A 20,085-nucleotide genomic window follows, 5' to 3' on the forward strand; every position below is an offset into this window, starting at 1 on the left:
CTTTTTGATTGGCTAACATTTTACTCAGATCCTTGCCTCTGTTTAAACCACTACATTTTAGAAGGAGAGATTGAACATGAGTGAAGAAAGAGAATATGGTTTTGAGACGGTTTCATTGCACGAGGGACAGAAAGTAGATCCGACAACAGGCGCGAGAGCGGTTCCTATTTACCAGACAACGTCTTATCAATTCAACAGTACGGAGCACGCAGCCAACCTTTTTGGTTTAAAAGAGTTTGGGAACATTTACAGCCGAATCATGAATCCGACACAGGATGCGTTTGAACAGACGATTGCAAAGCTAGAAGGCGGTGTTGGAGCGCTGGCGGTGGCATCCGGCCAGGCGGCGATTACGTATTCCATTTTAAACATAGCGGGAGCAGGTGACGAAATTGTAGCGTCTGGCTCTCTATATGGCGGAACTTATAACTTGTTTGCGAATACACTTCCGAAGCTCGGAATCAATTTTAAATTTGCAGAAGTGGATAACCTTCAATCCTTCCGTGATGCCATTACTGAAAAGACAAAAGCGGTTTACATCGAGACGATTGGAAATCCGAAAATTGACGTGGCAGATATCTCAGCCATTGCAGAAATTGCTCATGAAGCAGGGGTTCCGCTTATCGTAGACAATACGTTTGCAACACCATATCTTTGCCGTCCGATCGAGCATGGAGCAGACATTGTCGTTCATTCCGCTACAAAATTCATTGGCGGACACGGCACATCGATTGGAGGATTAATCATAGATTCCGGTAAGTTTGATTGGACGAACGGCAAATTCCCAGGACTTACTGAGCCGGATGAAAGCTATAATGGCGTCGTTTATACGGAAGCAGTCGGACCGCTGGCTTATATTATCAAGGCGCGTGTCCAATTGCTCAGAGACCTCGGTTCTTGCGTATCACCGTTTAACTCCTTCCTCTTTATTCAAGGGCTTGAAACGCTGGCACTGCGTGTAGAACGGCATAGTGAAAATGCCCTGAAGGTGGCGAAATTCTTAAAAGAACATCCTGCTGTGGACTGGGTGAACTATCCTGGATTAGAAGATAACAAGTATAATGAGCTGGCGCAGAAATATTTGCCTAAAGGTGCTGGTGCCATCCTCACTTTCGGTGTAAAAGGCGGAGTAGAAGAAGGAAGAAAGCTCATTGAAAGTGTGAAGTTATTCTCTCACCTGGCGAATGTCGGTGATTCTAAATCATTAATCATCCATCCGGCAAGCACTACGCATCAGCAGCTAACAGAGGAAGAGCAGCTTAGAGCAGGAGTATCGCCTGAGATGGTAAGGCTGTCGGTGGGCATTGAAACGATTGATGATATTATCTATGATCTCGAGCAGGCACTAGCGGTCATCAGTCCGGTTCCAAGCGGCCAGTAATTGTTATGTTCAATAAACTCCCTTTCTACTATACTTAAGACAAGTATGAAATTTTCAGGTGAATGAATCGAAATTGGAAGGGATGTTTGGTATGGCTGTAAGAAAGCTTGAGCATGTAGGAATTATGGTTGAAAACTTGGAAGAATCCATTTCCTTTTACCGTGACATCATAGGTATGGATGTGATCAAACGAATGAAACACTCCAAGCCAGGGATCGAACTGGTATTTTTGGGACTGGAAGGGGAGATGCTGGTTGAGCTGGTAGCAGGCCACAATAGACAGCTGGCTGAAGAAGGAAAAGTGAATCATGTGGCGTTTACCGTAGATGATCTCTCGAAAGAAATTCAGGAGCTGAAGAATCATAGCGTCCTGTTTGTCGAAGATGAGGTGACATCGTTGCCGGATGGTTCTCAGTATATTTTCTTCTATGGCCCTGACCGGGAGAGAATTGAATATTTTCAGCCAGGAACGCTGAAATAAAAACCAGGAAGGAATCCCTCCTGGTTTTTTTGATATATTCTTTTAAAGCAAATTTTTGTTAGGATGGTCCCATTTTTGGTACACTAACCTTTGAATGAAAAAAGGAGTTAGTGAAATGAAAAAATATAAAGGCTATTTGATTGATCTGGATGGAACGATGTACAGAGGAAAGGAACGGATTGAAGAGGCCGTGCAATTCGTTCAGGAGCTGAACAGAAGAGGCCTCCCTTATCTTTTTGTGACGAACAACTCTTCAAAAACGAAAGGAGAAGTTGCATCTGTTCTCCAAAACTTTGAAATCCCAGCCACCTCGGATCATGTGTACACGACAAGCATGGCAACTGCCAACTATATTGAAAAAATTAAACCAGACGCTACTGTCTATTGCATCGGAGAAGAAGGGATCCGGCAGGCATTATTGGAAAAGGGCTTCACCATTACTGAGGAGCAGCCTGATTTTGTGGTTATGGGAATCGACCGTTCGATCAACTATGAAAAATTATCGGTTGCCTGTCTTGCTGTGAGAAACGGCGCTCGTTTTATTTCTACCAACGGTGATATTGCCCTGCCTACCGAAAGAGGCCTGTTACCAGGAAACGGCTCGTTGACTTCTGTAGTTGCAGTTTCCACACGGGTAGAACCGACCTTCATTGGTAAGCCGGAAGCAGTTATTATGGAGATGGCACTTGAAGAGCTGGGTACCGCGAAGGAAGATACACTGATGATCGGCGACAATTACGATACCGATATCTTGGCGGGAATACGTTCTGGTCTTGATACCCTCCTTGTTCACACGGGTGTAACCCAGAAGGAGCACCTCGGCCTGGTTGATATTCAGCCGACGTACACGGTGAATGGACTGGATGAATGGAAAGCATTTGAATAAAATGAAAAAAACAGCTTCCGTATGAGGGAGCTGTTTTCGTCTGATTACTCCGTATTGGCTGCACGGTGGGCAAGACGGCTGGAAGCTGCAGCCGCAATCGCACCCACAATATCATCGAGGAAGGTATGCACTTTTCCTGTGGATTTATCGTTCAATTTTTCAAGGATGCCCGGTTTTTGTTTATCGATGAAGCCGTAGTTCGTAAAACCGATGGATCCGTATATATTAACAATAGAAAGAGCAATAACTTCATCGATGCCATACAAGCTCTCATCTCGTTCTAGAATTTCCTGAAGAGGGCCTTCAAGCATCTTTTTCTCGGCGAGCATGTCAAGCTGTACTCCAGTCAATATAGCGTTTTGCACCTCACGTTTGGCAACGACCCTTTCCACGTTCTGAAGGCAGACAGATAACTCAAGGTCAGGATGGTAAGGCACTTGAAGAAAATAAACGAGTTCGGCGATATCCTTTAATGTTACGCCCCGGTCTTTGAGCAGGCGCAGTGCTGTTTCCTCAACATTCTCTACCTTTTTCTCTCTCATAAAGATCTCCTTATCTTTCACGACGTTAAGCTTTTTATAGTATATGTGTCCAAACCTAAGTTATGAGTCCAGCCAAAATTTAATAACCATCAAAGGTGTTGGGTCATAGACTATAATTATTGAAGGAGTTGGGGTGAGGCTATGTTCGAGAGGGACATTTATCATCATTATCAATTATATTGTGATGGAAAAAGAAGTATCAGTGGATATCGCTATTTTGTTTCTGGGGGAGAACAGTACTTAGTCGTTCCGCAGAAAAAGATTACGATTGACCGGATTGAAGAGATAGTTTATTTCAGCGATTATTTAAGGTACAAGGGGGAGAAGGGCATCGCAGGACTTTTTCCTACATTGTCGAACCTCCCTAATGCCAATATTGAGGGTGAACCTATCCTATTATTCAAAATTGAAAAGTCAAACCGCACTGCATCGGAAAAAAGGCCGCTGGGCGAAGAACTTGCCGTCTTCCATAAAAACGGCCGAGAGCTTCCTCCGCCGGCTACGTCGGATAGCTTATTGTATGGAAGCTGGGCCGTCCTGTGGATGAACCGTGTGGACCAGGCCAAAGAGTGGTACCGGGAAGTTTTTGCGAAGCCGGTAAAAACAGAATTTGACCAATTATTTCTAACGACATTTCCTTATTATGAAGGACTTTCAGAAAATGCGATCCAGTACATCATCGATTACAATATGGAAGATTCCATAAGAGAAGAAGCCGGCCCCTCCATATGCCACGAGCGATTTCAGGAGAATTCATGGCTTCAGTTTGATGACGATTATATAAAGCTTCCTACAGGCTGGGTACTCGACCATCCTGTGCGTGATATTGCAGAGTGGATCCGTTCCTGTGTATACCAAAAAAACTTTACTCCTGAAAGCATCACATCGTTTCTCGATGATTACGAGCGGGTAATCCCTCTAAAAAGAGAAGGCTGGAGATTGTTATACGGACGTCTTTTATATCCGGTAAGGTATTTTGATCTGCTTGAAAAGCACTATCAAAATGAACGGGAGATCGGCAAAGAATTATCTCAGCACAAATTTACAGAATATCTTCTGATGGAAGAGCAGAACGAAAAATTCCTGCGCTCGTTTTTTCCATCGATCGGCTTGCCTGCCGACCGGCTTCAGATTCCAATCGTTGACTGGCTTCTCCCCAGCACGTAAAAGCGCTCTTTGTGAAGCGCTTTTTCTTTTGTCTAGGTCCAGCGCTTGTCGGACCTTAACAGGGCGCTTATGCTTTCCTGAATTGAACTGATAGGACAAACATGAGAAAATAAGGGAAAAAGCTTGGAGTGCTGATATGAAGCCCTATGTGTACATAACGCGAAAATTACCACAAGAAACACTTGCCGGACTGCAGGAAATCGCTGAGGTGGAAATGTGGATGGAAGAAGAAAAACCGGTTCCGCGCAGTATTCTGCTCGAAAAGGCAAATAAGGCAGCAGGACTGCTGACGATGCTCTCAGACCGAATTGATGAGGAGCTCTTGCGCCAGTCGCCGCACCTAAAGGCTGTAGCTAATCTTGCTGTGGGATTCGATAATATTAATGTGGAAGCTTCTTCAAAATACGGAGTGACCGTCTGCAACACACCTGATGTGCTTACAGACACAACAGCAGATCTGGCATTTGCATTGCTGATGGCAGCCGGGAGGAGGATTACAGAAGCAGCAGAATTCATTAATGATGGAAAATGGAACAGCTGGAGCCCGCTTCTTCTTGCAGGTACTGATATTCACCATAAAACATTAGGAATCGTTGGCATGGGGCGTATTGGTGAAGCGGTAGCCAGACGGGCATCAGGCTTTGATATGAAGGTTCTTTATCATAACCGCCGTCGAAAGATTGAAACTGAAGAAAGGCTGGGGCTCTCTTACCGGATATTCGAGGACTTGCTGAAAGAATCGGATTATATTGTCTGTTTAACACCGCTTACGCCAGAAACGAAAGATCTATTTAATGAAAAGGCTTTTAAGATGATGAAAGATACGGCGCTGTTTATAAATGTATCGCGAGGCGGAGTAGTGGTTGAGGAGGCGCTGGACCGTGCGTTATCAGAGGGCTGGATCAAGGGTGCAGGTCTGGATGTGTTCCGGGAAGAGCCGATCAATGCAGACCATCCGCTTTTAAGACATCCTAATTTGACGGCACTTCCACACATTGGGAGTGCAAGTACAGAAACACGCCTTAAGATGGCAAGACTTGCTGTGAGTAATATTGCTCATGTATTGCAGGGTTTAAAGCCTCCTGCAGCTGTAAATACAGGTAATCATGAATAAATGAGGGATTAATGAACAAGGAATTGTTAGGAAAAGCTGCTATTGTCACGGGAGTAACCTGAAATCCTCTTACAGGAGCTGAAACAGTTCCGTTTGGCTCATGGCATGATGGAATTGAATCTTGCGGTGGCCGATTCCTATGCAAGGCTTTTTGATGAAGCGGAACGTATGGTTGGGGCGCCTTAACAACGCCTGTTATTCAGTAAATGACACGATTGAGAAGTTCACGGCAGAACATTTGGACAAACACTATGAAATTAATGTTCGCGCAACGGCAATGCTTTGTGCGGAATTCGCCCGCCGCTGGAATGGAGGTTCTGGCGGAAGGATCATTAATATGACGTCAGGACAGTCTAAAGGGCCGATGGCGGGAGAACTTGCCTATGCAGCTGCAAAAGGGGCCATTGATGCACTTACAGTTACATTCAGTGAGGAAGTGGGGGGACAAGGCATTACAGTAAAACAATTAATCCTGGACCGACAGACACAGGCTGGATGAATGAAGAGACGCATAAGCACCTAGCTGCCATTTTCCCATCAGGAAGAGTTGGGATACCCGACGATGCAGCAAGGTTAGTTCATTTTCTTGCCAGCGATCAAAGCGAATGGATTACAGGCCAGATCATACATTCAGAGGGTGGTTTCAAACGCGGATAATAACCTGCTATTTGGCCTATTGCACGCAAAAGGGGCTTTTTGTCTCACACTAAAATGTAAGCGCTGCCAAAATCTTTACAATATTCCTGGTTGTTTCAAACCCAAATAGGGTCTACAATTGTCCTTAATATAAAAACATATGTATTTCTAGTGAGGACAGGAGTGTTGGCAATGGTTGAAAGCGTATCTGTAGGATTATTGGGACTCGGAACAGTAGGAAGCGGAGTCGTCCGGATGGTGGAGGGCCACCAGGAGGAATTGCTTCACCGTGTAGGCTGTCCGGTCTACATAGAAAAAGTACTCGTACAAAATCTGGACAAGGTAAGATCCTGTACGATTAAGCCAGAATTATTGACGAGCAATGCTGAAGAGGTCGTGAACCACCCTGAAATAGATGTTGTCATTGAGGTTATCGGAGGTATCCAACTAGCAAGAGAATACATCTTGCAGGCCTTAAACAATAAAAAACATGTGATTACAGCAAATAAAGATCTTATGGCACTGCATGGTGCAGAATTGCTGTCGGCCGCCGAAGAAAATGGGTGTGATCTATTTTATGAAGCGAGTGTAGCAGGAGGAATTCCAATTATCCGCACTCTTGTGGACGGCCTTGCATCAGACCGGATCACGAAGATGATGGGAATCGTAAACGGAACGACCAACTACATTTTAACGAAGATGGACAAACAAAATTTAACGTTTGAAGAAGTATTAAAAGAGGCTCAGGACTTAGGCTATGCGGAAGCAGACCCGACTTCAGACGTAGAAGGAATCGATGCTGCAAGGAAGATGGCGATTCTGGCATCCCTCGGTTTTTCTATGAACATACATCTTGATGATGTGGAAGTGAAGGGGATCTCCAATATTACAAGTGATGATCTAGTGTATGCCCGCCAGTTTGGCTATTCAATGAAATTGATCGGCAACGCAAGAAAAGATGGTGGAAAAGTCGAAGTGAGTGTGGAACCGACGCTGCTTCCGGATACACATCCGCTTGCTTCTGTACAAAACGAATATAACGCGGTTTACATTTATGGAGAAGCTGTTGGGGAGACCATGTTCTTCGGTCCGGGTGCCGGCCAGCTGCCTACCGCTACATCCATCGTGTCTGACCTTGTAGCAGTCGTTCGCAATATGCGACTTGGCGTTAACGGAAAAAGTGTAGTGGCTCCTCAATTTGAAAAACAATTAAAGCAAGCAGATGAGATTAAAGGGAAGTACTTTTACCGGTTGCATGTCAAAGATGAAGCAGGAACATTTTCTTCTCTGACTTCAGTCTTTGCAGAAAATCACGTCAGCTTGGAAAAACTGCTTCAAAAACCAGTCGGTGAAGACGGGGTTGCTGAGGTTGTTCTCGTAACGCATACGACAACAAAGCACCAAAATGACCAGATCTATCAGCAGTTACGGGATTCAGGGGTCGTTAAAGTAATTAAGAGCCATTACAGAGTAGAAGGAGGAGCACAATGAGCTATAAAGGACTAATTCATCGGTACAGGGAATTCTTACCCGTCAATGCCGCTACACCTGAACTTTCTCTGTTGGAAGGAAACACACCGCTTATTCCTCTTGAACACCTTTCAAAAGAATGGGGTATCGAGCTCTCCGTTAAATATGAAGGAGCCAATCCGACGGGATCCTTCAAGGACCGGGGAATGGTAATGGCCGTAGCGAAAGCGAAGGAAGAAGGAAGCAAGGCCATCATCTGTGCGTCAACAGGTAACACGAGTGCAGCGGCTGCTGCCTATGGGGCGAGGGCAGGGCTCCGGTGTATCGTAGTTATTCCTTCTGGAAAAGTGGCGCTCGGCAAGCTGGCACAGGCTAAAATGTATGGTGCGGAAGTGTTTGAGATCGAAGGGAATTTTGATGAAGCACTTCAGATGGTCCGCAGATTAAGTGAAGAAGAGCCGCTGACTCTCGTAAACTCTGTCAATCCGTTCCGTCTGGAAGGACAGAAAACAGCCGCGTTTGAAATCGTGGACGCGATGGGTTCAGCACCAGATGTGCTTGCCATTCCCGTAGGCAATGCAGGCAACATTTCTGCGTATTGGAAAGGATTCAAAGAATATCACGAGAAGAAGGGAAGCGGGCTCCCGAGGATGCAAGGCTTTCAGGCGGAAGGAGCAGCCCCGATCGTTAACAATGCCGTAGTAAAGAATCCAGAAACAATTGCCACTGCAATCCGAATCGGGAATCCAGCCAGCTGGAACTTCGCGGTCGAAGCTGTACAGCAGTCGAATGGCGGAGTGAACAGTGTCAGTGATCAGGAAATTGTAGAAGCATACCATCTGCTGGCGAAAAAAGAAGGCGTCTTTGCAGAACCGGCTTCGTGCTCATCCATTGCAGGCGTTTGGAAACTCGTAAAAAGCGGCAAGCTCGCAAAAGGAACAAGGGTTGTCGCCGTGCTGACTGGAAACGGGCTGAAGGATCCGGAGACAGCGATGGAGACGGTTTCTGTCAACCCGGTCAAAGTTTCCAATCAAATTGAAGAGCTGAGGGAGGCCATGAAGGGTTGTGTGCTTCAATGACCTTTTCCCCGTTTTCCATCCAAGTTCCGGGCAGCACAGCAAATTTAGGACCCGGTTTTGATTCAATAGGAATGGCGATCACAATGTACTTAACCGTGAATGTGTTTCCGTCTTCACAATGGAAATTCACTTACATTGGAAATGAACTGCAAATACTGAACGGAGAAAAAACGAATCTTATACATGATGCAGCTTTGCTGGTTGCAAAGGATCATGGTAAAGAGCTGCCATGCTGCTCCATTGAAGTGGAGAGCGAGCTCCCTCTTTCTAGGGGACTTGGCAGCAGTGCGGCAGCAATCGTAGCTGGTATAGAGTGGGCAAACCGTGTGCTTTCGCTCTCTTTGTCTAAAAAAGAGAAATCCTTATATGCATGCAGAATGGAAGGGCATCCTGACAATGTGGTCCCTTCATTGATCGGCGGCTTAGCCGTCAGCAGCTACCGAGAAAACACGATAGAAACGGTACAAATCCATGATTTATTAGTGGAAATGGTGCTTGTCATTCCGTCCTTTGAGCTTTCAACGAGCAAGGCAAGAGAAGCATTGCCCGAAAGCTTGCCTCACGCTCAGGCAGTTCAGGCGAGTGCGGTAAGCAACGTGTTAGTTGCTTCTGTGCTTACAAACGACTGGAAAACGGCTGGAAAAATGATGGAAAGAGATCTGCTGCACGAACCTTATCGCCAGTGCTGGTTTCCTGATTTTGCAGCAATTAAACAGAAAGCATACGAACTTGGCGCTTATGGAACAGCCATAAGCGGGGCAGGCCCGACAGTGATCAGCTTTGTGCCGGCAGGTTCCGGAGAACGCATCAGGGAACGGCTGGCATCAGCGTTTGAGGGTTATGTCTGCAGAATGGTTCTTCCTGATTCAAAGGGAGTTCGAATCGAACAGCTTTCTCTTCCGGCATAAAAAACCCCACTCCATTGAGCGGGGTTTTTTACATATCGCATTAATTAAAATACTTGTTCCAGTTCAACGACACCAGGCACTTCCTCAAGAAGGGCGCGCTCGATACCGGCTTTTAACGTAATGGTGGAGGAAGGGCAGCTTCCGCAAGCACCCATCAAACGTACTTTAACAATACCGTCTTCGATGTCAACGAGTTCAACGTCACCGCCATCACGAAGCAAAAATGGGCGTAATTTATCTAGAACTTCTTCAACTTGCTCACGCATAGAAATTTCAGTAGTCATAATAAAATGCTCCTTTCATTAAAAACTTACCTTTATTATACGGGTTTTGAATAAAAAAATCCATGTGCGCGCATCACAACATTGAAAAGAATTCACCTTTATTAACGGAGCAGAATCTATTACAATAAAAGAAAGCAGGGGATTTCAGATTGGGGTGAGTAAATGGACATGAGTCAGATCATCATAAAAGTATTCGGAGGGGAACAAAAATGTGCGAGCTGTGTGAATCTTCCTACATCAAAAGAAACAGCGGAATGGCTGGAAGCGGCCATCTCACGGAAATTTCCAAATCAGCTCTTCAGTATAGAATACGTGGATATCTTTTCTCCAACAGAAGGAGAGAACCAGAAATTTGCTCTTCAGATTCTTGAGGAAGATCTGTTCTATCCGGTCGTTGTCATCAACAATAAAATCGTAGCAGAAGGGAATCCACGACTGAAGGATATTTATGAAATTATGGAACAGCACGGCTATCGGGATGTTGTCTAAATTGATGAGTTAATAATTAGAGATAAAAGGGGCTATTTCGAGACAAAAGAAAATCCACGGGGTGATTGAAGGTCATCCCATGGATTTTTTTACGTTAGTTTTGATATTTATAGAGCCAGAGAATTCCGGATTTTAAAAGACGGGGAACACGTCCGATGAGGGAAGCTCCACCCATCGTTCCGAATCCGCTCTTCTTGCCCAGGGATCCCATAACACCTTTCAGCTTGATTTCTTCAAGCTCTGGCATCGGTTCATTTCTCCATTTTTTAAGAAGGATATCAGAAATCTGTTCTGCCTGTTCTTCCGCAAGCTGAGCGCTTGGAGAGAATGGCATGCTTGCACAGTCACCGACCACATATACGTTCTCGTCGTTTGGGAGCTGGTGATACTTAGTCAGTTTGACCCGGCCTTGAGCATCTTTTTCCACATCCAGTTCACGAACGAGTTTGTTTGGCTGAATGCCTGCTGTCCAGACGATGGCATCACATTCAATGGCTGTATCGTGATTGTAGAGTACGTTTTCTTCTACTCGGGTAATATTCGAATTGTTGATAACTTCAACACCATGCTGAATGAACCAGTTTTGTACATAGTTGCTCAGGCGCGGTTTAAACCCGTTAAGTATGATCGGTCCGCGGTCGAAAAGCTTGATGTTCAAATCGGAACGGCTCTCGCGGAGTTCACTGGCTAATTCGACACCGCTCAATCCTGCACCGACAACACCGACAACTGCATTATGCGGAAGGTTATTTAATACCTGGTAGGTTTCGCGGGACTTGTCCACACTTTGAATGCTGAGCGTATATTCTGGAGCACCAGGGACATTATGATATTTATCTTCACAGCCTAAGCCAATGACTAATTCATCATAAGTCAAAGTTTCATCATCTAAAAGGTGGATTTGTTTTCCGTCAAAATCAAGGCCGGTCACTTCTCCGTATTTCACTTTAAGCTGGGGATGTTCAGGGAACGGAACCCGGATATGGTGGTCGGAAATAGTTCCAGCAGCCAGCGCATAATATTCAGTTTTTAAACAATGATAAGGAAGCTTGTCGATTAAGGTAATTTGGACGTCGGATGGAAGCTCAGATGCATTCAGCAGGCGCTTCATTAGGCGCATTCCCCCATATCCGCCGCCAAGCAATACTAGGTGTTTCATTGTCTTTCCCTTCTTTCTATGGCACAATGTGTACTAATCTCATCAATAATAGCAGTAAATCAACGTTTTCTACAGGCTTCAACGGAAGCGATTTCACATTCAAACACTTCTAAGTATAGCATTTTACTATAAATTCTCAACCATTTTAATGAAAAACTGAAGGGGACAAGTTAAAGGGTTTGACTGTCCTGTTCCTACAAGATAGGATAGAAAAGTAAGGCGAGGTGAAAAGATGAAGCCGATTATCGAATTTTGTGTCAGCAACCTGGCCAACGGCTCACAGCGTGCACTAGAGAAATTGGAACAGGATTATGACCTTGATGTGATTGAATACGGCTGTCTCGGATATTGTGGGCACTGTGCCCGTTCTCTATTCGCTTTAGTGAACGGAGAAATTGTACACGGTGAAACACCGGACGAGCTGGTCGAGAACGTTTATAAATTTTTAGAAGAAAATCCGATGTTTTAATAAAAAACACGATTTCCTCCGCGGAAATGGTGTTTTTTTATATTCAGCGTTAGTTTGGCAACAAAGATGAATTTATAAACGACTTATAAAATGCATTAACTGGCCAAAACATAACATTTACTGTCCGATCAAACTTAATGTAAACTGCCTGTATCAATAGAAAAGCTGGCTCATCGAGTGAGCCAGCTTTTTCTGCATTTTTTAAGAATGCTGATATTGTCTGTTCAGCCAAGGCTGAATCCTTGTATATAACACAATGAATAAAATTGTGATAAGTAATCCTTTGATCACATTGAACGGTGCAATCCCTACTAAGATCAGGTTCAGCATCGCATCACCGGACATTTGCGGTGAGTTCAGGAACCATGTGTAAGCGGGAAGGATCAGCACGTAATTCAATACCCCCATCGCTAACGTCATTAAGACTGTTCCACTGACCAACCCTGCGGATAAGCCCTTCGTAGTACGGTATTTGCGGAAGAAATAGGAGACAGGAACAATGAAGATCGATCCAGCGATAAAGTTTGCCAGTTCTCCAACTGGAACCCCTGTCAGGTTGCCGACAATTCCGTAATGAAGGAAGTTCTTAATTGCTTCAACGGCAATTCCTGCGAGCGGTCCGAAGACAATCGCTGCAAGCAATGCAGGGACTTCGCTGAAGTCAATCTGCAGGAATGATGGAAGACCCGGAAACGGAAAATCCAATAACTGTAATACGTACGCAATGCTGCTTAGCATGGAAACAGCCACCATCTTATACACTTTTCCCTTTTGCATGTTGAAATCTCTCCTTTTGTTGCGCCATCTCTGATTTCAAATGCAGTGCACCCCTGACAACAATAGAAAACCCTTAGCTTTTTATTGAAGCTAAGGGAGAGTGTCAGGCATCATCAAATAAACATTTTAAGAACGTTTTGTCCTTAGAATGCAGCTGAGCGAGGGCTCAGTCGTTTTACAATAGATCTCTTTATTGTAAAAGAACTGAACGATGCACCGTCATCTTCTCCCATCCAGACTTTACTGTCGGCTCTGGAATTACACCAGATCAGCAGACAAGAAGCAACGAAACGATGTCTAGCTTCAATGCTTAAAGCCTCGAGTCACTTTCACTCCCTGCCAAAAAACAAAAAGTGTTTGATGGTCAGTGAGTTCCAATGCTTATCGGCTCTAAGCGATGCGTTTCAGCTCTTCTCATGAGCTCACGGGCTGATGAAGAGGGAATCTTCAAATACCGCCGGTCGGGAATTTCACCCTGCCCCGAAGATGGATCGCTATTTTTTTGTAAAATACATTGCTTATTATACTGCATAAAAAGGAATTTGGGAACCATTTTGACTTACAAAAGTTTAGTGGGTTTTTGGAAATTGCTGTTTCGTTTTCATTGTTGTACTTGATAGTGGTTGATTTCCGTTCCAGGCTGCTCGCTTTCCGCGGGGAATGAGGTAAGCCCCACGGCGCAAGCGCCTTTGGGTCTTACCTGTCACGCTACCCCCGCAGGACAAGGAAGGCTTCGGCAGCGTTATATCGCACGAAGAAAATGTGAAATTCATTTTCGAGGAGTCTCGCACCTTCCACTCCAATCAACTTGTCAAGGAAGATTCTATGCAGAAATGTTCATAATGCAACAAGCTTTTTGAAAAAAGCCTTGGAAATGGAATAAGGTTATGAACCGAAAAGAATGGGTAAAAGAAATCACACAGATGCTTGGTCTTCTGGTATACAATAGGTAGGAAATAATCTATGCAAGGAGGGGAAATCTGGCTGTTCTGAGAAAGAAGCCAGTGGTTATGCTGACATTTGAGAATTCTTGGCCTTACGATAAAATGATGGACGATATCTATATAAATGAATGCCCGTTCTGCCATAAGTCCAATGTGCTGACGGCATTTTCTGAAGAAAAGCTGAACAGTGCAAAGGAAGGCATCAAGCAGCTGCTGGTCATGCCATGCTGCCACAGCAAGCTGACCATCTTAAACGCAGATGATGATTACTTCTGGACAGAGGAAAAGTTAAGATAAGAAGAAAAGCGCAAGCGCCCTGATTAAGTCCGAAAAGCGCTGAAGCTAGGCATTACTTCCGTGAATTTACTTTAAACAAAAACTGCCGGATGCTTCCGGCAGTTTTTGTTTAATATTCTTTGATGATGTTATAGAACGTATCGCGTTCAACAGGTTTCTTGTTGGCTGTTTTTATTAAATGCACCAATTCTTTACGCGTAATGCCTTGAGAAGTGAGGGCACCAACAGAGTGAGAAATTCTTTCCTCAATCAAAGTTCCGTGAATGTCATCAGCACCAAAAGTCAAGGCCATCTGTGTTAATTGAACACCGATGTTGATCCAGTACGCTTTAACATGGTCAAAATTATCGAGCATCAAGCGGCTGATAGCGATTGTGCGCATATCATCAAAAGCTGACGTCCGGCGGGTAAGCCCCATGGAAGCTGTTCTTGGCTGCATCGCAAGCGGAATGAAAACCATAAATCCGTTCGTTTGATCTTGAAGCTTTCGAAGTCTGTCCATATGAATCAAGCGTTCTTCTTTTGATTCAATAGAACCGTACAGCATGGTTGCATGAGTACGAAGTCCAAGACCGTGAGCAATCTCATGGGATTCCAGCCATTGATCGGTAGAAGCTTTATCCGGACTCATTTTTTCACGATAGCGTTCAGTTAGAATTTCTGCACCGCCTCCTGGCATTGTGTCCAGTCCTGCTTTAACAAGTTCCTCTAATACTTCTTTCATGGACAAACCAGATAAGCGTGCAAAAAACTCAATTTCTGCTCCTGTATAGGCTTTTATTGCAGCATTTGGATAATGTTTTTTCAGAACACGAATGGTGTCCAGATAGTAGTCAAAAGGCACTTCATTATTATGGCCGCCGACAATATGGAATTCGCGGATATTATCATTCCATCGCTTTTCAACATACTCAAGCAGCTGTTCTTCGTTCATTGTATAGGCGCCTTCTTCACCAGGTTTCCGCTTGAAACCGCAGAAGCTGCAAGTTGCTTCGCATACATTGGTTGGGTTAATGTACATATTTTCAATAAAATAAACATTATCGCCGTTTTTCTTCGAATTCACTTCATTCGCCAATTGAGCGACACCTAGTATATCGTTGGTTTCATATAAAAAAAGGCCGTCCTCAATTGAAAGTCGTTCACCGTTACGGATTTTTTCAGCAATGTCATGAATTTTTGTTTCTTGTGTAATGATTGCCATTCCTTTTCCCCCGTTTCAATTAATATGTATATACGTTCTATTGTGCAGGAAAGAATCCCGCGAAATCAAACTTTTTGATTAAAAGCTTTTTTCTAGGGCTAGTAAAAACGCCCGAAGAATACGCAGTCTATTATACGCTCATTTATTTGGGAGGACAAGGAAGGAACGAATTACCTTCAATGTCACATTCGTGTAACAAACGTTAAAGATTGTTTACTTTTTAGAAATAATAAAGACAAAAGGGTGAAAATATAGCAGAATACATAATATTGAGTGTCTTATATTGTAAAAAAATTGAAGATGAAGTAGAATAATGGAACCGCCAGGTATTGAACCAGGGAGTGTTGCACGTGATGAATGTAGCTGATTGCGAACGGCTAATCCAATATAATGAGCAGATAGAAGTGCTCCGCCAAAAGATGATTAAAACGGCTGATCTATTTGGTCTGAATCATCCCCAAGTATTGAGCTATAGCCGTAAAATTGATGAAACCCATAACCTCATATTAAAGATTGAAAAAGAAAATTCATTTTAAGGAGCAAGCCTAAACCTTGAGAGTTTTGGTTTGCACTTGTATAATATAGTTATAAAACCTTCAATGAAGGAGAGTGTACAGAGATGATCGTAAACTTTACAGATGCGGCAGTAGGCAGAATTAAAGAAATGCTTGCAGCTGAAGAGGAATCAGGACTTTTTCTTCGTGTCGGTGTAAAAGGCGGCGGATGCAGCGGCCTCTCATACGGCATGGGCTTTGATAAAGAAACCCAGAGCAATGATCATGAAGAGGAGATTAATGGCCTTAAAATTGTTGTGGATGATGAAAGTTCCAAGATTTTAAATGGTACAACTGTTGATTTTAAGCAGAACATGATGGGCGGAGGATTTACAATCAATAATCCGAACGCGATCGCTTCATGCGGATGCGGTTCTTCATTCAAAACTGCAACCAATGCTGGTACTCCTGAAGAGTGCTAATCATATAGAAAAAACCTCCTCGTAAGCCGCTGATGGCTGACAAGGAGGTTTTTTTTGTCTAGCTACAGTGCCTGAGGCTGTGTAATGGTTCCAGCGCTTGTACCCACAGGGCATAAGTGCGACATTGGCTCATAAAAACATGAGCCGTGTCTTCTTTATCGGACTTTAGCAGGGCACTTTCGCTTTTCTGTGTGCAATTTTACCGGCGGCAGAGAATATGTTTATACCACTTGAAAAAAATCAACCTGTAAAGGGAGAGTAAAAAGTGGAGATGATGAACCTAAACATATTGTCGTGGCTGCTGGCGAGCTTTTCGGTACTGCTCGTTATGGCAGCAGGTTATGCAATGGGTGGATGGCTAGGAATCTTGCTGATCAGTATCCTGTGGGTGCTGCTTTACTGCTGTGTGTCATAAATGAAGTATGTAATCGAAATACGCAGGCAATCCAAAGGGAGGCCAGGTCTTACGGTAGAGATTGAGTTCAATACGAAGGAAGAAGCGGAAGCCTATCTGCAAAAGACATATGAAGATTACGTTAAAGGTCAGGAAGCAACGGTGGATTATGAAACCATAACAATCAATGAAGAACTATTTCAAAAAGAAATAATAATCCGGAAACGAAATGAAAAAGGAAAAAAGGTGTTTAGCTTACTGCTAACCACCTTCATAAAAGATTTTTAGTTGCCCAAATACAAAAGAAAGAACAGCCCGATAAGGTCAGATAAGACGGAAAACCCGATATACATCCACTTTTTTCTGCCGGCATTCCGGCTGCTTGCCATCATTAATCCGGTACCGAGTATAAAGAAAACAATTCCAATGATGATGAATGTGTTCATTTGTAATCTCCTTATTTATGTAGAAAAAAACCCGGTGTGCCGACACCGGGTTATATTTATGGGTTTATGAGCAGAACTTGTCTGCTGATGTCATTGTAGCATACTTACCATGGCAAAACCAAGAACCACTTTATTCCAGTGAGCCTTTGACTTTTTCCAAGAGCTGCTTGAGCTCAGGGAGGGCTGCCTGAACATTTTCAAGAAACGATTCATCTGTAATGTGCAGTGATCCAATCTTACGCTGAAGATCCTGCAGCAGTTCAGCAATGTAAAGTTCATCTTCGGTCCATTGGCGATTCATAAATTGAATTTCCTCCTAAAATAAGCTGCTGCTGTGTTGTGGCTGGGTTTTTGCTTTTGGATCTATATAAGTTTTCGCATTGTTAATAGCGGTAGGTGCTTCACCAAAACCTGCAGCGATCAGTTTTACTTTTCCATCATAAGAACAGATGTCTCCTGCAGCATAAATTCCTTTGGTGTTCGTCTCCATTCTTGAATTTACGACGATGGAGTTGCGTTGAATCTCAAGTCCCCAATTTTTAATCGGCCCGAGTGAAGAAACGAATCCATAGTTGACGATAACGGCATCGACTTCAACTTTTTCTTCCACATCTTCGTTTTCCAGAATGACATGGGTTATCTTTTCGCCGTCATTCACGAGTTCTTTGATCTGAAATGGAGTTTTGATTTTTACGTTTGAGCTCAGCAGCTGTTCTACACTATGTTCGTGCGCGCGGAACTTGGGCCTCCGATGGGTAAGTGTAACTTCATCAGCAACAGGTTCAAGCATGAGTGCCCAATCGACCGCAGAGTCACCGCCGCCTGCAATCAAAACTTTTTTACCTGCAAACGCCTGAAGGTCATTCACGAAATAATGAAGGTTCTTTCCTTCAAATGCTTTGGCATCGTCAAGCTCCAGCCGTCTTGGCTGGAAAGCTCCTACACCGGCTGTGATGATGACCGCTTTGGAATAGTGTTTATTTTTATCTGTTGTCAGTTCAAAATGTTCTTCTTTTTTCTCAACGTTTTGAACGGATTCTTCAAGCACAATTTCAGGGTTGAACTGCTCTGCTTGGACTTTTAGGTTATTCACAAGCTCCTGGGCGAGAATCTTTGGAAATCCTGCTACATCATATATGTATTTTTCGGGATATAATGCAGCGAGCTGTCCCCCGAGCTGTGGCATGCTTTCAATGATCTTTACTTTCATTTGGCGCATTCCCCCATAGAATGCTGCAAACAATCCTGTTGGACCTCCGCCAATTATCGTAACATCATACAGATTTTCTTCTGTCATACTTCCACCCCCGAGAATATTTTCATTCTTCCCTCCATTATAGTAAGAATAAGAGGGAAAGGAAAGAATAATACCACCAATGTACGTTCTTTGACGATGGCTGTTCTGTAAGGCTGTATTTATACAATAGGTAAGGAGAGGTGTCAACTGATTATGGCTTTTTTTCAAAAAACGGTTGAAATATAAGAAGAAAAGGACTAAGATAAAATAGGAAAAAACATGGGGGAATTGTGACAGTTTTCGTCTTTATTTTTATCCTACTACGTGAAATACGTCACAAACTTTTTGTCTATCATATTTCCTTATTGGTTAGGTAAAACTATAAAAAATCTGAACTGGAAGTGATCATATGAGTAAGCCAAAAATATTAATTATTGGTGGAGGATATGGCGGGATGATGTCAGCTGTCCGCCTGGAAAAAGAGCTTGGTTTAAACAATGCGGATGTTACGCTTGTGAACAAGCACAACTATCACTACCAAACCACATGGCTTCATGAAAATGCGGCAGGTACGCTGCACCATGATAAAACACGCATCATGATTGATGACATTATCGACACGAACAAAATCAACTTTGTACAAGATACAGTCGTTGAGATCAAGAAAGATGAGAAGCGTGTCATTCTTGCAAATGGCGAGCTAACGTACGACTACCTTATCATTGCTCTTGGATCAGACCCAGAAACATTCGGCATCCAAGGTTTGAAAGAAAATGCGTTCAGCATTCGCAGTATCAACTCTGTCCGTGAAATCCGTGAACACATCGAATATAACTTTGCTCGATACAACAACGAAGGACAAAAACAAGAACTAATCAACATCGTTGTCGGCGGTGCTGGATTTACTGGAATCGAGTTTGTTGGTGAACTGGCTGACCGTGTTCCTGAACTTTGCAAAGAATACGATATTCCGCGTGAAAAAGTCCGTATCGTTAATATTGAAGCGGCTCCTAATGTTCTTCCAGGCTTTGACGAAGAGCTCGTTGAGTACGCAATCAATAATCTTGAACGCCGCGGTGTAGAATTCCTTGTAAACACACCGATCAAAGAATGTAGCGAAGACGGAGTTCTTCTTGCTTCCGGTGAAGAAATTAAAGCAGCTACTGTTGTATGGACTGGCGGAGTACGCGGTAACCACTTAGTAGAAGAAGCTGGGTTTGAAACAATGCGCGGACGTGTAAAAGTAGAAAAAGACCTTCGCATGCCTGGATATGACTATATCTTTGTAGCTGGAGACTGTGCTCTTATTATTAATGAAGAAATTAACCGTCCTTATCCTCCAACAGCTCAAATCGCTATTCAGCAGGCTTATACAATCGGCCGTAACCTGAAAACGCTCATTAATGGCGGAGGACAGATGGAAGAGTTCAAACCGGATATTAAAGGTACTGTAGCTTCTCTTGGTAAGGGTGAAGCAATCGGTGTCGTTGGAAACAAAAAACTATTTGGTTCAACAGCATCTGCGATGAAAAAAGTCATCGATAACCGTTACCTTTTCTTGCTTGGCGGAGTACCAATGGTCATCAAAAAAGGAAAGCTTAAATTATTTTAATAAATGACACCATGATATGATGAGAGCAGAAGTCCTTCGGGGCTCTGCTCTTTTTTTGGTTTGGAATTTGATGGAGTGTGATTGAATCGCCATCAGTATGCGATGCATGATAGGAATGTAAATCAACCATAAG

At 43.6% G+C, this 20,085-nt stretch carries 24 protein-coding genes, 1 pseudogene and 1 riboswitch; of the genes and pseudogenes, 17 read left to right on the forward strand and 8 right to left on the reverse strand.

Features of this window, described 5'->3' with window-relative positions; genetic code table 11:
• The first annotated feature begins 76 nt into the window (after positions 1 to 76).
• From OKX00_RS06080 to OKX00_RS06090, 3 genes are all read left to right on the forward strand, one after another.
• A complete protein-coding gene (locus OKX00_RS06080) occupies positions 77 to 1,381 on the forward strand; it encodes a homocysteine synthase (protein WP_265409803.1) in 1,305 nt (434 codons plus the stop codon).
• Positions 1,382 to 1,472: 91 nt separating this feature from the next.
• Positions 1,473 to 1,862: a VOC family protein gene (locus OKX00_RS06085; protein ID WP_265409804.1), complete on the forward strand. Its 390-nt coding sequence runs from the start codon at positions 1,473 to 1,475 to the stop codon at positions 1,860 to 1,862.
• Between the two features lie 115 nt (positions 1,863 to 1,977).
• A complete protein-coding gene (locus tag OKX00_RS06090) occupies positions 1,978 to 2,748 on the forward strand; it encodes a TIGR01457 family HAD-type hydrolase (RefSeq protein WP_265409805.1) in 771 nt (256 codons plus the stop codon).
• Positions 2,749 to 2,792: 44 nt separating this feature from the next.
• Here OKX00_RS06090 and OKX00_RS06095 read toward each other — a convergent pair whose 3' ends face one another.
• A complete protein-coding gene (locus OKX00_RS06095) occupies positions 2,793 to 3,290 on the reverse strand; it encodes a phosphatidylglycerophosphatase A family protein (RefSeq protein ID WP_265409806.1) in 498 nt (165 codons plus the stop codon).
• A 141-nt stretch (positions 3,291 to 3,431) separates the two neighbouring features.
• Between OKX00_RS06095 and yutH the strand changes: the two genes are divergently transcribed.
• From yutH to thrB, 6 genes and pseudogenes are all read left to right on the forward strand, one after another.
• Positions 3,432 to 4,457, forward strand: a complete 1,026-nt coding sequence (gene yutH, locus OKX00_RS06100) for a spore coat putative kinase YutH (protein ID WP_265409807.1) — start codon at positions 3,432 to 3,434, stop codon at positions 4,455 to 4,457.
• 136 nt (positions 4,458 to 4,593) lie between these two features.
• A complete protein-coding gene (locus tag OKX00_RS06105; protein ID WP_265409808.1) occupies positions 4,594 to 5,571 on the forward strand; it encodes a 2-hydroxyacid dehydrogenase in 978 nt (325 codons plus the stop codon).
• Positions 5,572 to 5,752: 181 nt separating this feature from the next.
• Positions 5,753 to 6,228, forward strand: a pseudogene (locus OKX00_RS06110) (SDR family oxidoreductase); the annotation flags it as partial.
• 171 nt (positions 6,229 to 6,399) lie between these two features.
• Positions 6,400 to 7,698 carry a homoserine dehydrogenase gene (locus OKX00_RS06115; protein ID WP_265409809.1) on the forward strand — a complete coding sequence of 433 codons (1,299 nt, stop codon included), beginning with the start codon at positions 6,400 to 6,402 and terminating at the stop codon, positions 7,696 to 7,698.
• A complete protein-coding gene (gene thrC, locus OKX00_RS06120) occupies positions 7,695 to 8,756 on the forward strand; it encodes a threonine synthase (protein WP_053357309.1) in 1,062 nt (353 codons plus the stop codon). Before OKX00_RS06115 ends, thrC begins: the two co-directional genes overlap by 4 nt.
• Entirely contained in the window at positions 8,741 to 9,664 is a 924-nt protein-coding gene (gene thrB, locus OKX00_RS06125; RefSeq protein WP_265409810.1) for a homoserine kinase, read from the forward strand. The genes thrC and thrB overlap by 16 nt, the downstream gene beginning before the upstream one ends.
• A gap of 44 nt (positions 9,665 to 9,708) precedes the next feature.
• Here thrB and OKX00_RS06130 read toward each other — a convergent pair whose 3' ends face one another.
• The gene (locus OKX00_RS06130; RefSeq protein ID WP_053357311.1) at positions 9,709 to 9,948 is read right to left on the reverse strand and encodes a NifU family protein; all 240 of its coding nucleotides are present in this window, start codon (positions 9,946 to 9,948) and stop codon (positions 9,709 to 9,711) included.
• A 162-nt stretch (positions 9,949 to 10,110) separates the two neighbouring features.
• Between OKX00_RS06130 and OKX00_RS06135 the strand changes: the two genes are divergently transcribed.
• Entirely contained in the window at positions 10,111 to 10,437 is a 327-nt protein-coding gene (locus OKX00_RS06135; RefSeq protein ID WP_062233208.1) for a YuzD family protein, read from the forward strand.
• Positions 10,438 to 10,531: 94 nt separating this feature from the next.
• Here OKX00_RS06135 and OKX00_RS06140 read toward each other — a convergent pair whose 3' ends face one another.
• Complete coding sequence (locus tag OKX00_RS06140; RefSeq protein WP_053357313.1) at positions 10,532 to 11,596, reverse strand: NAD(P)/FAD-dependent oxidoreductase; 1,065 nt, start codon at positions 11,594 to 11,596, stop codon at positions 10,532 to 10,534.
• Between the two features lie 232 nt (positions 11,597 to 11,828).
• On the opposite strand from OKX00_RS06140, the gene OKX00_RS06145 reads away from it, so the two are divergent.
• Positions 11,829 to 12,065: a YuzB family protein gene (locus OKX00_RS06145; RefSeq protein WP_053357314.1), complete on the forward strand. Its 237-nt coding sequence runs from the start codon at positions 11,829 to 11,831 to the stop codon at positions 12,063 to 12,065.
• A gap of 201 nt (positions 12,066 to 12,266) precedes the next feature.
• On the opposite strand, the gene OKX00_RS06150 is transcribed toward OKX00_RS06145, so the two are convergent.
• Positions 12,267 to 12,842: an ECF transporter S component gene (locus OKX00_RS06150; protein WP_053357315.1), complete on the reverse strand. Its 576-nt coding sequence runs from the start codon at positions 12,840 to 12,842 to the stop codon at positions 12,267 to 12,269.
• A 217-nt stretch (positions 12,843 to 13,059) separates the two neighbouring features.
• Positions 13,060 to 13,334: riboswitch (FMN riboswitch) on the reverse strand.
• A 518-nt stretch (positions 13,335 to 13,852) separates the two neighbouring features.
• On the opposite strand from OKX00_RS06150, the gene OKX00_RS06155 reads away from it, so the two are divergent.
• Positions 13,853 to 14,083 (forward strand): hypothetical protein, encoded by a 231-nt coding sequence (locus OKX00_RS06155; RefSeq protein ID WP_053357316.1) that lies wholly within the window; start codon positions 13,853 to 13,855, stop codon positions 14,081 to 14,083.
• Between the two features lie 109 nt (positions 14,084 to 14,192).
• Here OKX00_RS06155 and mqnE read toward each other — a convergent pair whose 3' ends face one another.
• On the reverse strand, positions 14,193 to 15,287 hold the full coding sequence (gene mqnE / locus OKX00_RS06160) for an aminofutalosine synthase MqnE (protein WP_053357317.1): 1,095 nt from the start codon (positions 15,285 to 15,287) through the stop codon (positions 14,193 to 14,195).
• A 353-nt stretch (positions 15,288 to 15,640) separates the two neighbouring features.
• On the opposite strand from mqnE, the gene OKX00_RS06165 reads away from it, so the two are divergent.
• The 4 genes from OKX00_RS06165 to OKX00_RS06180 all read left to right on the forward strand — a co-directional run bounded on the left by OKX00_RS06165 (position 15,641) and on the right by OKX00_RS06180 (position 16,945).
• Positions 15,641 to 15,823 carry an aspartyl-phosphate phosphatase Spo0E family protein gene (locus OKX00_RS06165; protein ID WP_265410481.1) on the forward strand — a complete coding sequence of 61 codons (183 nt, stop codon included), beginning with the start codon at positions 15,641 to 15,643 and terminating at the stop codon, positions 15,821 to 15,823.
• 83 nt (positions 15,824 to 15,906) lie between these two features.
• A complete protein-coding gene (locus OKX00_RS06170) occupies positions 15,907 to 16,263 on the forward strand; it encodes a HesB/IscA family protein (protein WP_265409811.1) in 357 nt (118 codons plus the stop codon).
• A gap of 265 nt (positions 16,264 to 16,528) precedes the next feature.
• A complete protein-coding gene (locus OKX00_RS06175) occupies positions 16,529 to 16,678 on the forward strand; it encodes a hypothetical protein (RefSeq protein ID WP_265409812.1) in 150 nt (49 codons plus the stop codon).
• The gene (locus OKX00_RS06180; protein ID WP_062233224.1) at positions 16,679 to 16,945 is read left to right on the forward strand and encodes a hypothetical protein; all 267 of its coding nucleotides are present in this window, start codon (positions 16,679 to 16,681) and stop codon (positions 16,943 to 16,945) included.
• Here OKX00_RS06180 and OKX00_RS06185 read toward each other — a convergent pair.
• From OKX00_RS06185 to OKX00_RS06195, 3 genes are all read right to left on the reverse strand, one after another.
• Positions 16,942 to 17,103, reverse strand: a complete 162-nt coding sequence (locus OKX00_RS06185; RefSeq protein WP_156316331.1) for a hypothetical protein — start codon at positions 17,101 to 17,103, stop codon at positions 16,942 to 16,944. The genes OKX00_RS06180 and OKX00_RS06185 overlap by 4 nt on opposite strands.
• Positions 17,104 to 17,233: 130 nt before the next feature.
• Positions 17,234 to 17,404, reverse strand: coding sequence for a hypothetical protein (locus tag OKX00_RS06190; protein WP_156316332.1), 171 nt, complete (start codon positions 17,402 to 17,404; stop codon positions 17,234 to 17,236).
• A gap of 15 nt (positions 17,405 to 17,419) precedes the next feature.
• On the reverse strand, positions 17,420 to 18,400 hold the full coding sequence (locus OKX00_RS06195; RefSeq protein ID WP_053357322.1) for an NAD(P)/FAD-dependent oxidoreductase: 981 nt from the start codon (positions 18,398 to 18,400) through the stop codon (positions 17,420 to 17,422).
• Between the two features lie 349 nt (positions 18,401 to 18,749).
• On the opposite strand from OKX00_RS06195, the gene OKX00_RS06200 reads away from it, so the two are divergent.
• Complete coding sequence (locus OKX00_RS06200) at positions 18,750 to 19,952, forward strand: NAD(P)/FAD-dependent oxidoreductase (RefSeq protein WP_053357323.1); 1,203 nt, start codon at positions 18,750 to 18,752, stop codon at positions 19,950 to 19,952.
• Positions 19,953 to 20,085: the final 133 nt, after the last annotated feature.

The sequence above is a fragment of the Fictibacillus sp. KU28468 genome (assembly GCF_026153615.1).
Taxonomy (GTDB): Bacteria; Bacillota; Bacilli; order Bacillales; family Fictibacillaceae; genus Fictibacillus_C; species Fictibacillus_C marinisediminis.

Bases quoted from the DNA above. Each gene is read 5' to 3' on its own strand.
- OKX00_RS06180 (WP_062233224.1), top strand. From the start codon at position 16,679: ATGAAGTATGTAATCGAAATACGCAGGCAATCCAAAGGGAGGCCAGGT.
- OKX00_RS06165 (WP_265410481.1), top strand. From the start codon at position 15,641: ATGAATGTAGCTGATTGCGAACGGCTAATCCAATATAATGAGCAGATA.
- OKX00_RS06135 (WP_062233208.1), top strand. From the start codon at position 10,111: ATGGACATGAGTCAGATCATCATAAAAGTATTCGGAGGGGAACAAAAA.
- OKX00_RS06095 (WP_265409806.1), bottom strand. From the start codon at position 3,290: ATGAGAGAGAAAAAGGTAGAGAATGTTGAGGAAACAGCACTGCGCCTG.
- OKX00_RS06085 (WP_265409804.1), top strand. From the start codon at position 1,473: ATGGCTGTAAGAAAGCTTGAGCATGTAGGAATTATGGTTGAAAACTTG.
- OKX00_RS06115 (WP_265409809.1), top strand. From the start codon at position 6,400: ATGGTTGAAAGCGTATCTGTAGGATTATTGGGACTCGGAACAGTAGGA.
- OKX00_RS06150 (WP_053357315.1), bottom strand. From the start codon at position 12,842: ATGCAAAAGGGAAAAGTGTATAAGATGGTGGCTGTTTCCATGCTAAGC.
- OKX00_RS06105 (WP_265409808.1), top strand. From the start codon at position 4,594: ATGAAGCCCTATGTGTACATAACGCGAAAATTACCACAAGAAACACTT.
- OKX00_RS06190 (WP_156316332.1), bottom strand. From the start codon at position 17,404: ATGAATCGCCAATGGACCGAAGATGAACTTTACATTGCTGAACTGCTG.
- OKX00_RS06170 (WP_265409811.1), top strand. From the start codon at position 15,907: ATGATCGTAAACTTTACAGATGCGGCAGTAGGCAGAATTAAAGAAATG.
- OKX00_RS06090 (WP_265409805.1), top strand. From the start codon at position 1,978: ATGAAAAAATATAAAGGCTATTTGATTGATCTGGATGGAACGATGTAC.
- OKX00_RS06155 (WP_053357316.1), top strand. From the start codon at position 13,853: ATGCTGACATTTGAGAATTCTTGGCCTTACGATAAAATGATGGACGAT.
- OKX00_RS06080 (WP_265409803.1), top strand. From the start codon at position 77: ATGAGTGAAGAAAGAGAATATGGTTTTGAGACGGTTTCATTGCACGAG.
- thrC (WP_053357309.1), top strand. From the start codon at position 7,695: ATGAGCTATAAAGGACTAATTCATCGGTACAGGGAATTCTTACCCGTC.
- OKX00_RS06185 (WP_156316331.1), bottom strand. From the start codon at position 17,103: ATGAACACATTCATCATCATTGGAATTGTTTTCTTTATACTCGGTACC.
- OKX00_RS06130 (WP_053357311.1), bottom strand. From the start codon at position 9,948: ATGACTACTGAAATTTCTATGCGTGAGCAAGTTGAAGAAGTTCTAGAT.
- OKX00_RS06140 (WP_053357313.1), bottom strand. From the start codon at position 11,596: ATGAAACACCTAGTATTGCTTGGCGGCGGATATGGGGGAATGCGCCTA.
- yutH (WP_265409807.1), top strand. From the start codon at position 3,432: ATGTTCGAGAGGGACATTTATCATCATTATCAATTATATTGTGATGGA.
- OKX00_RS06195 (WP_053357322.1), bottom strand. From the start codon at position 18,400: ATGACAGAAGAAAATCTGTATGATGTTACGATAATTGGCGGAGGTCCA.
- OKX00_RS06200 (WP_053357323.1), top strand. From the start codon at position 18,750: ATGAGTAAGCCAAAAATATTAATTATTGGTGGAGGATATGGCGGGATG.
- mqnE (WP_053357317.1), bottom strand. From the start codon at position 15,287: ATGGCAATCATTACACAAGAAACAAAAATTCATGACATTGCTGAAAAA.
- OKX00_RS06145 (WP_053357314.1), top strand. From the start codon at position 11,829: ATGAAGCCGATTATCGAATTTTGTGTCAGCAACCTGGCCAACGGCTCA.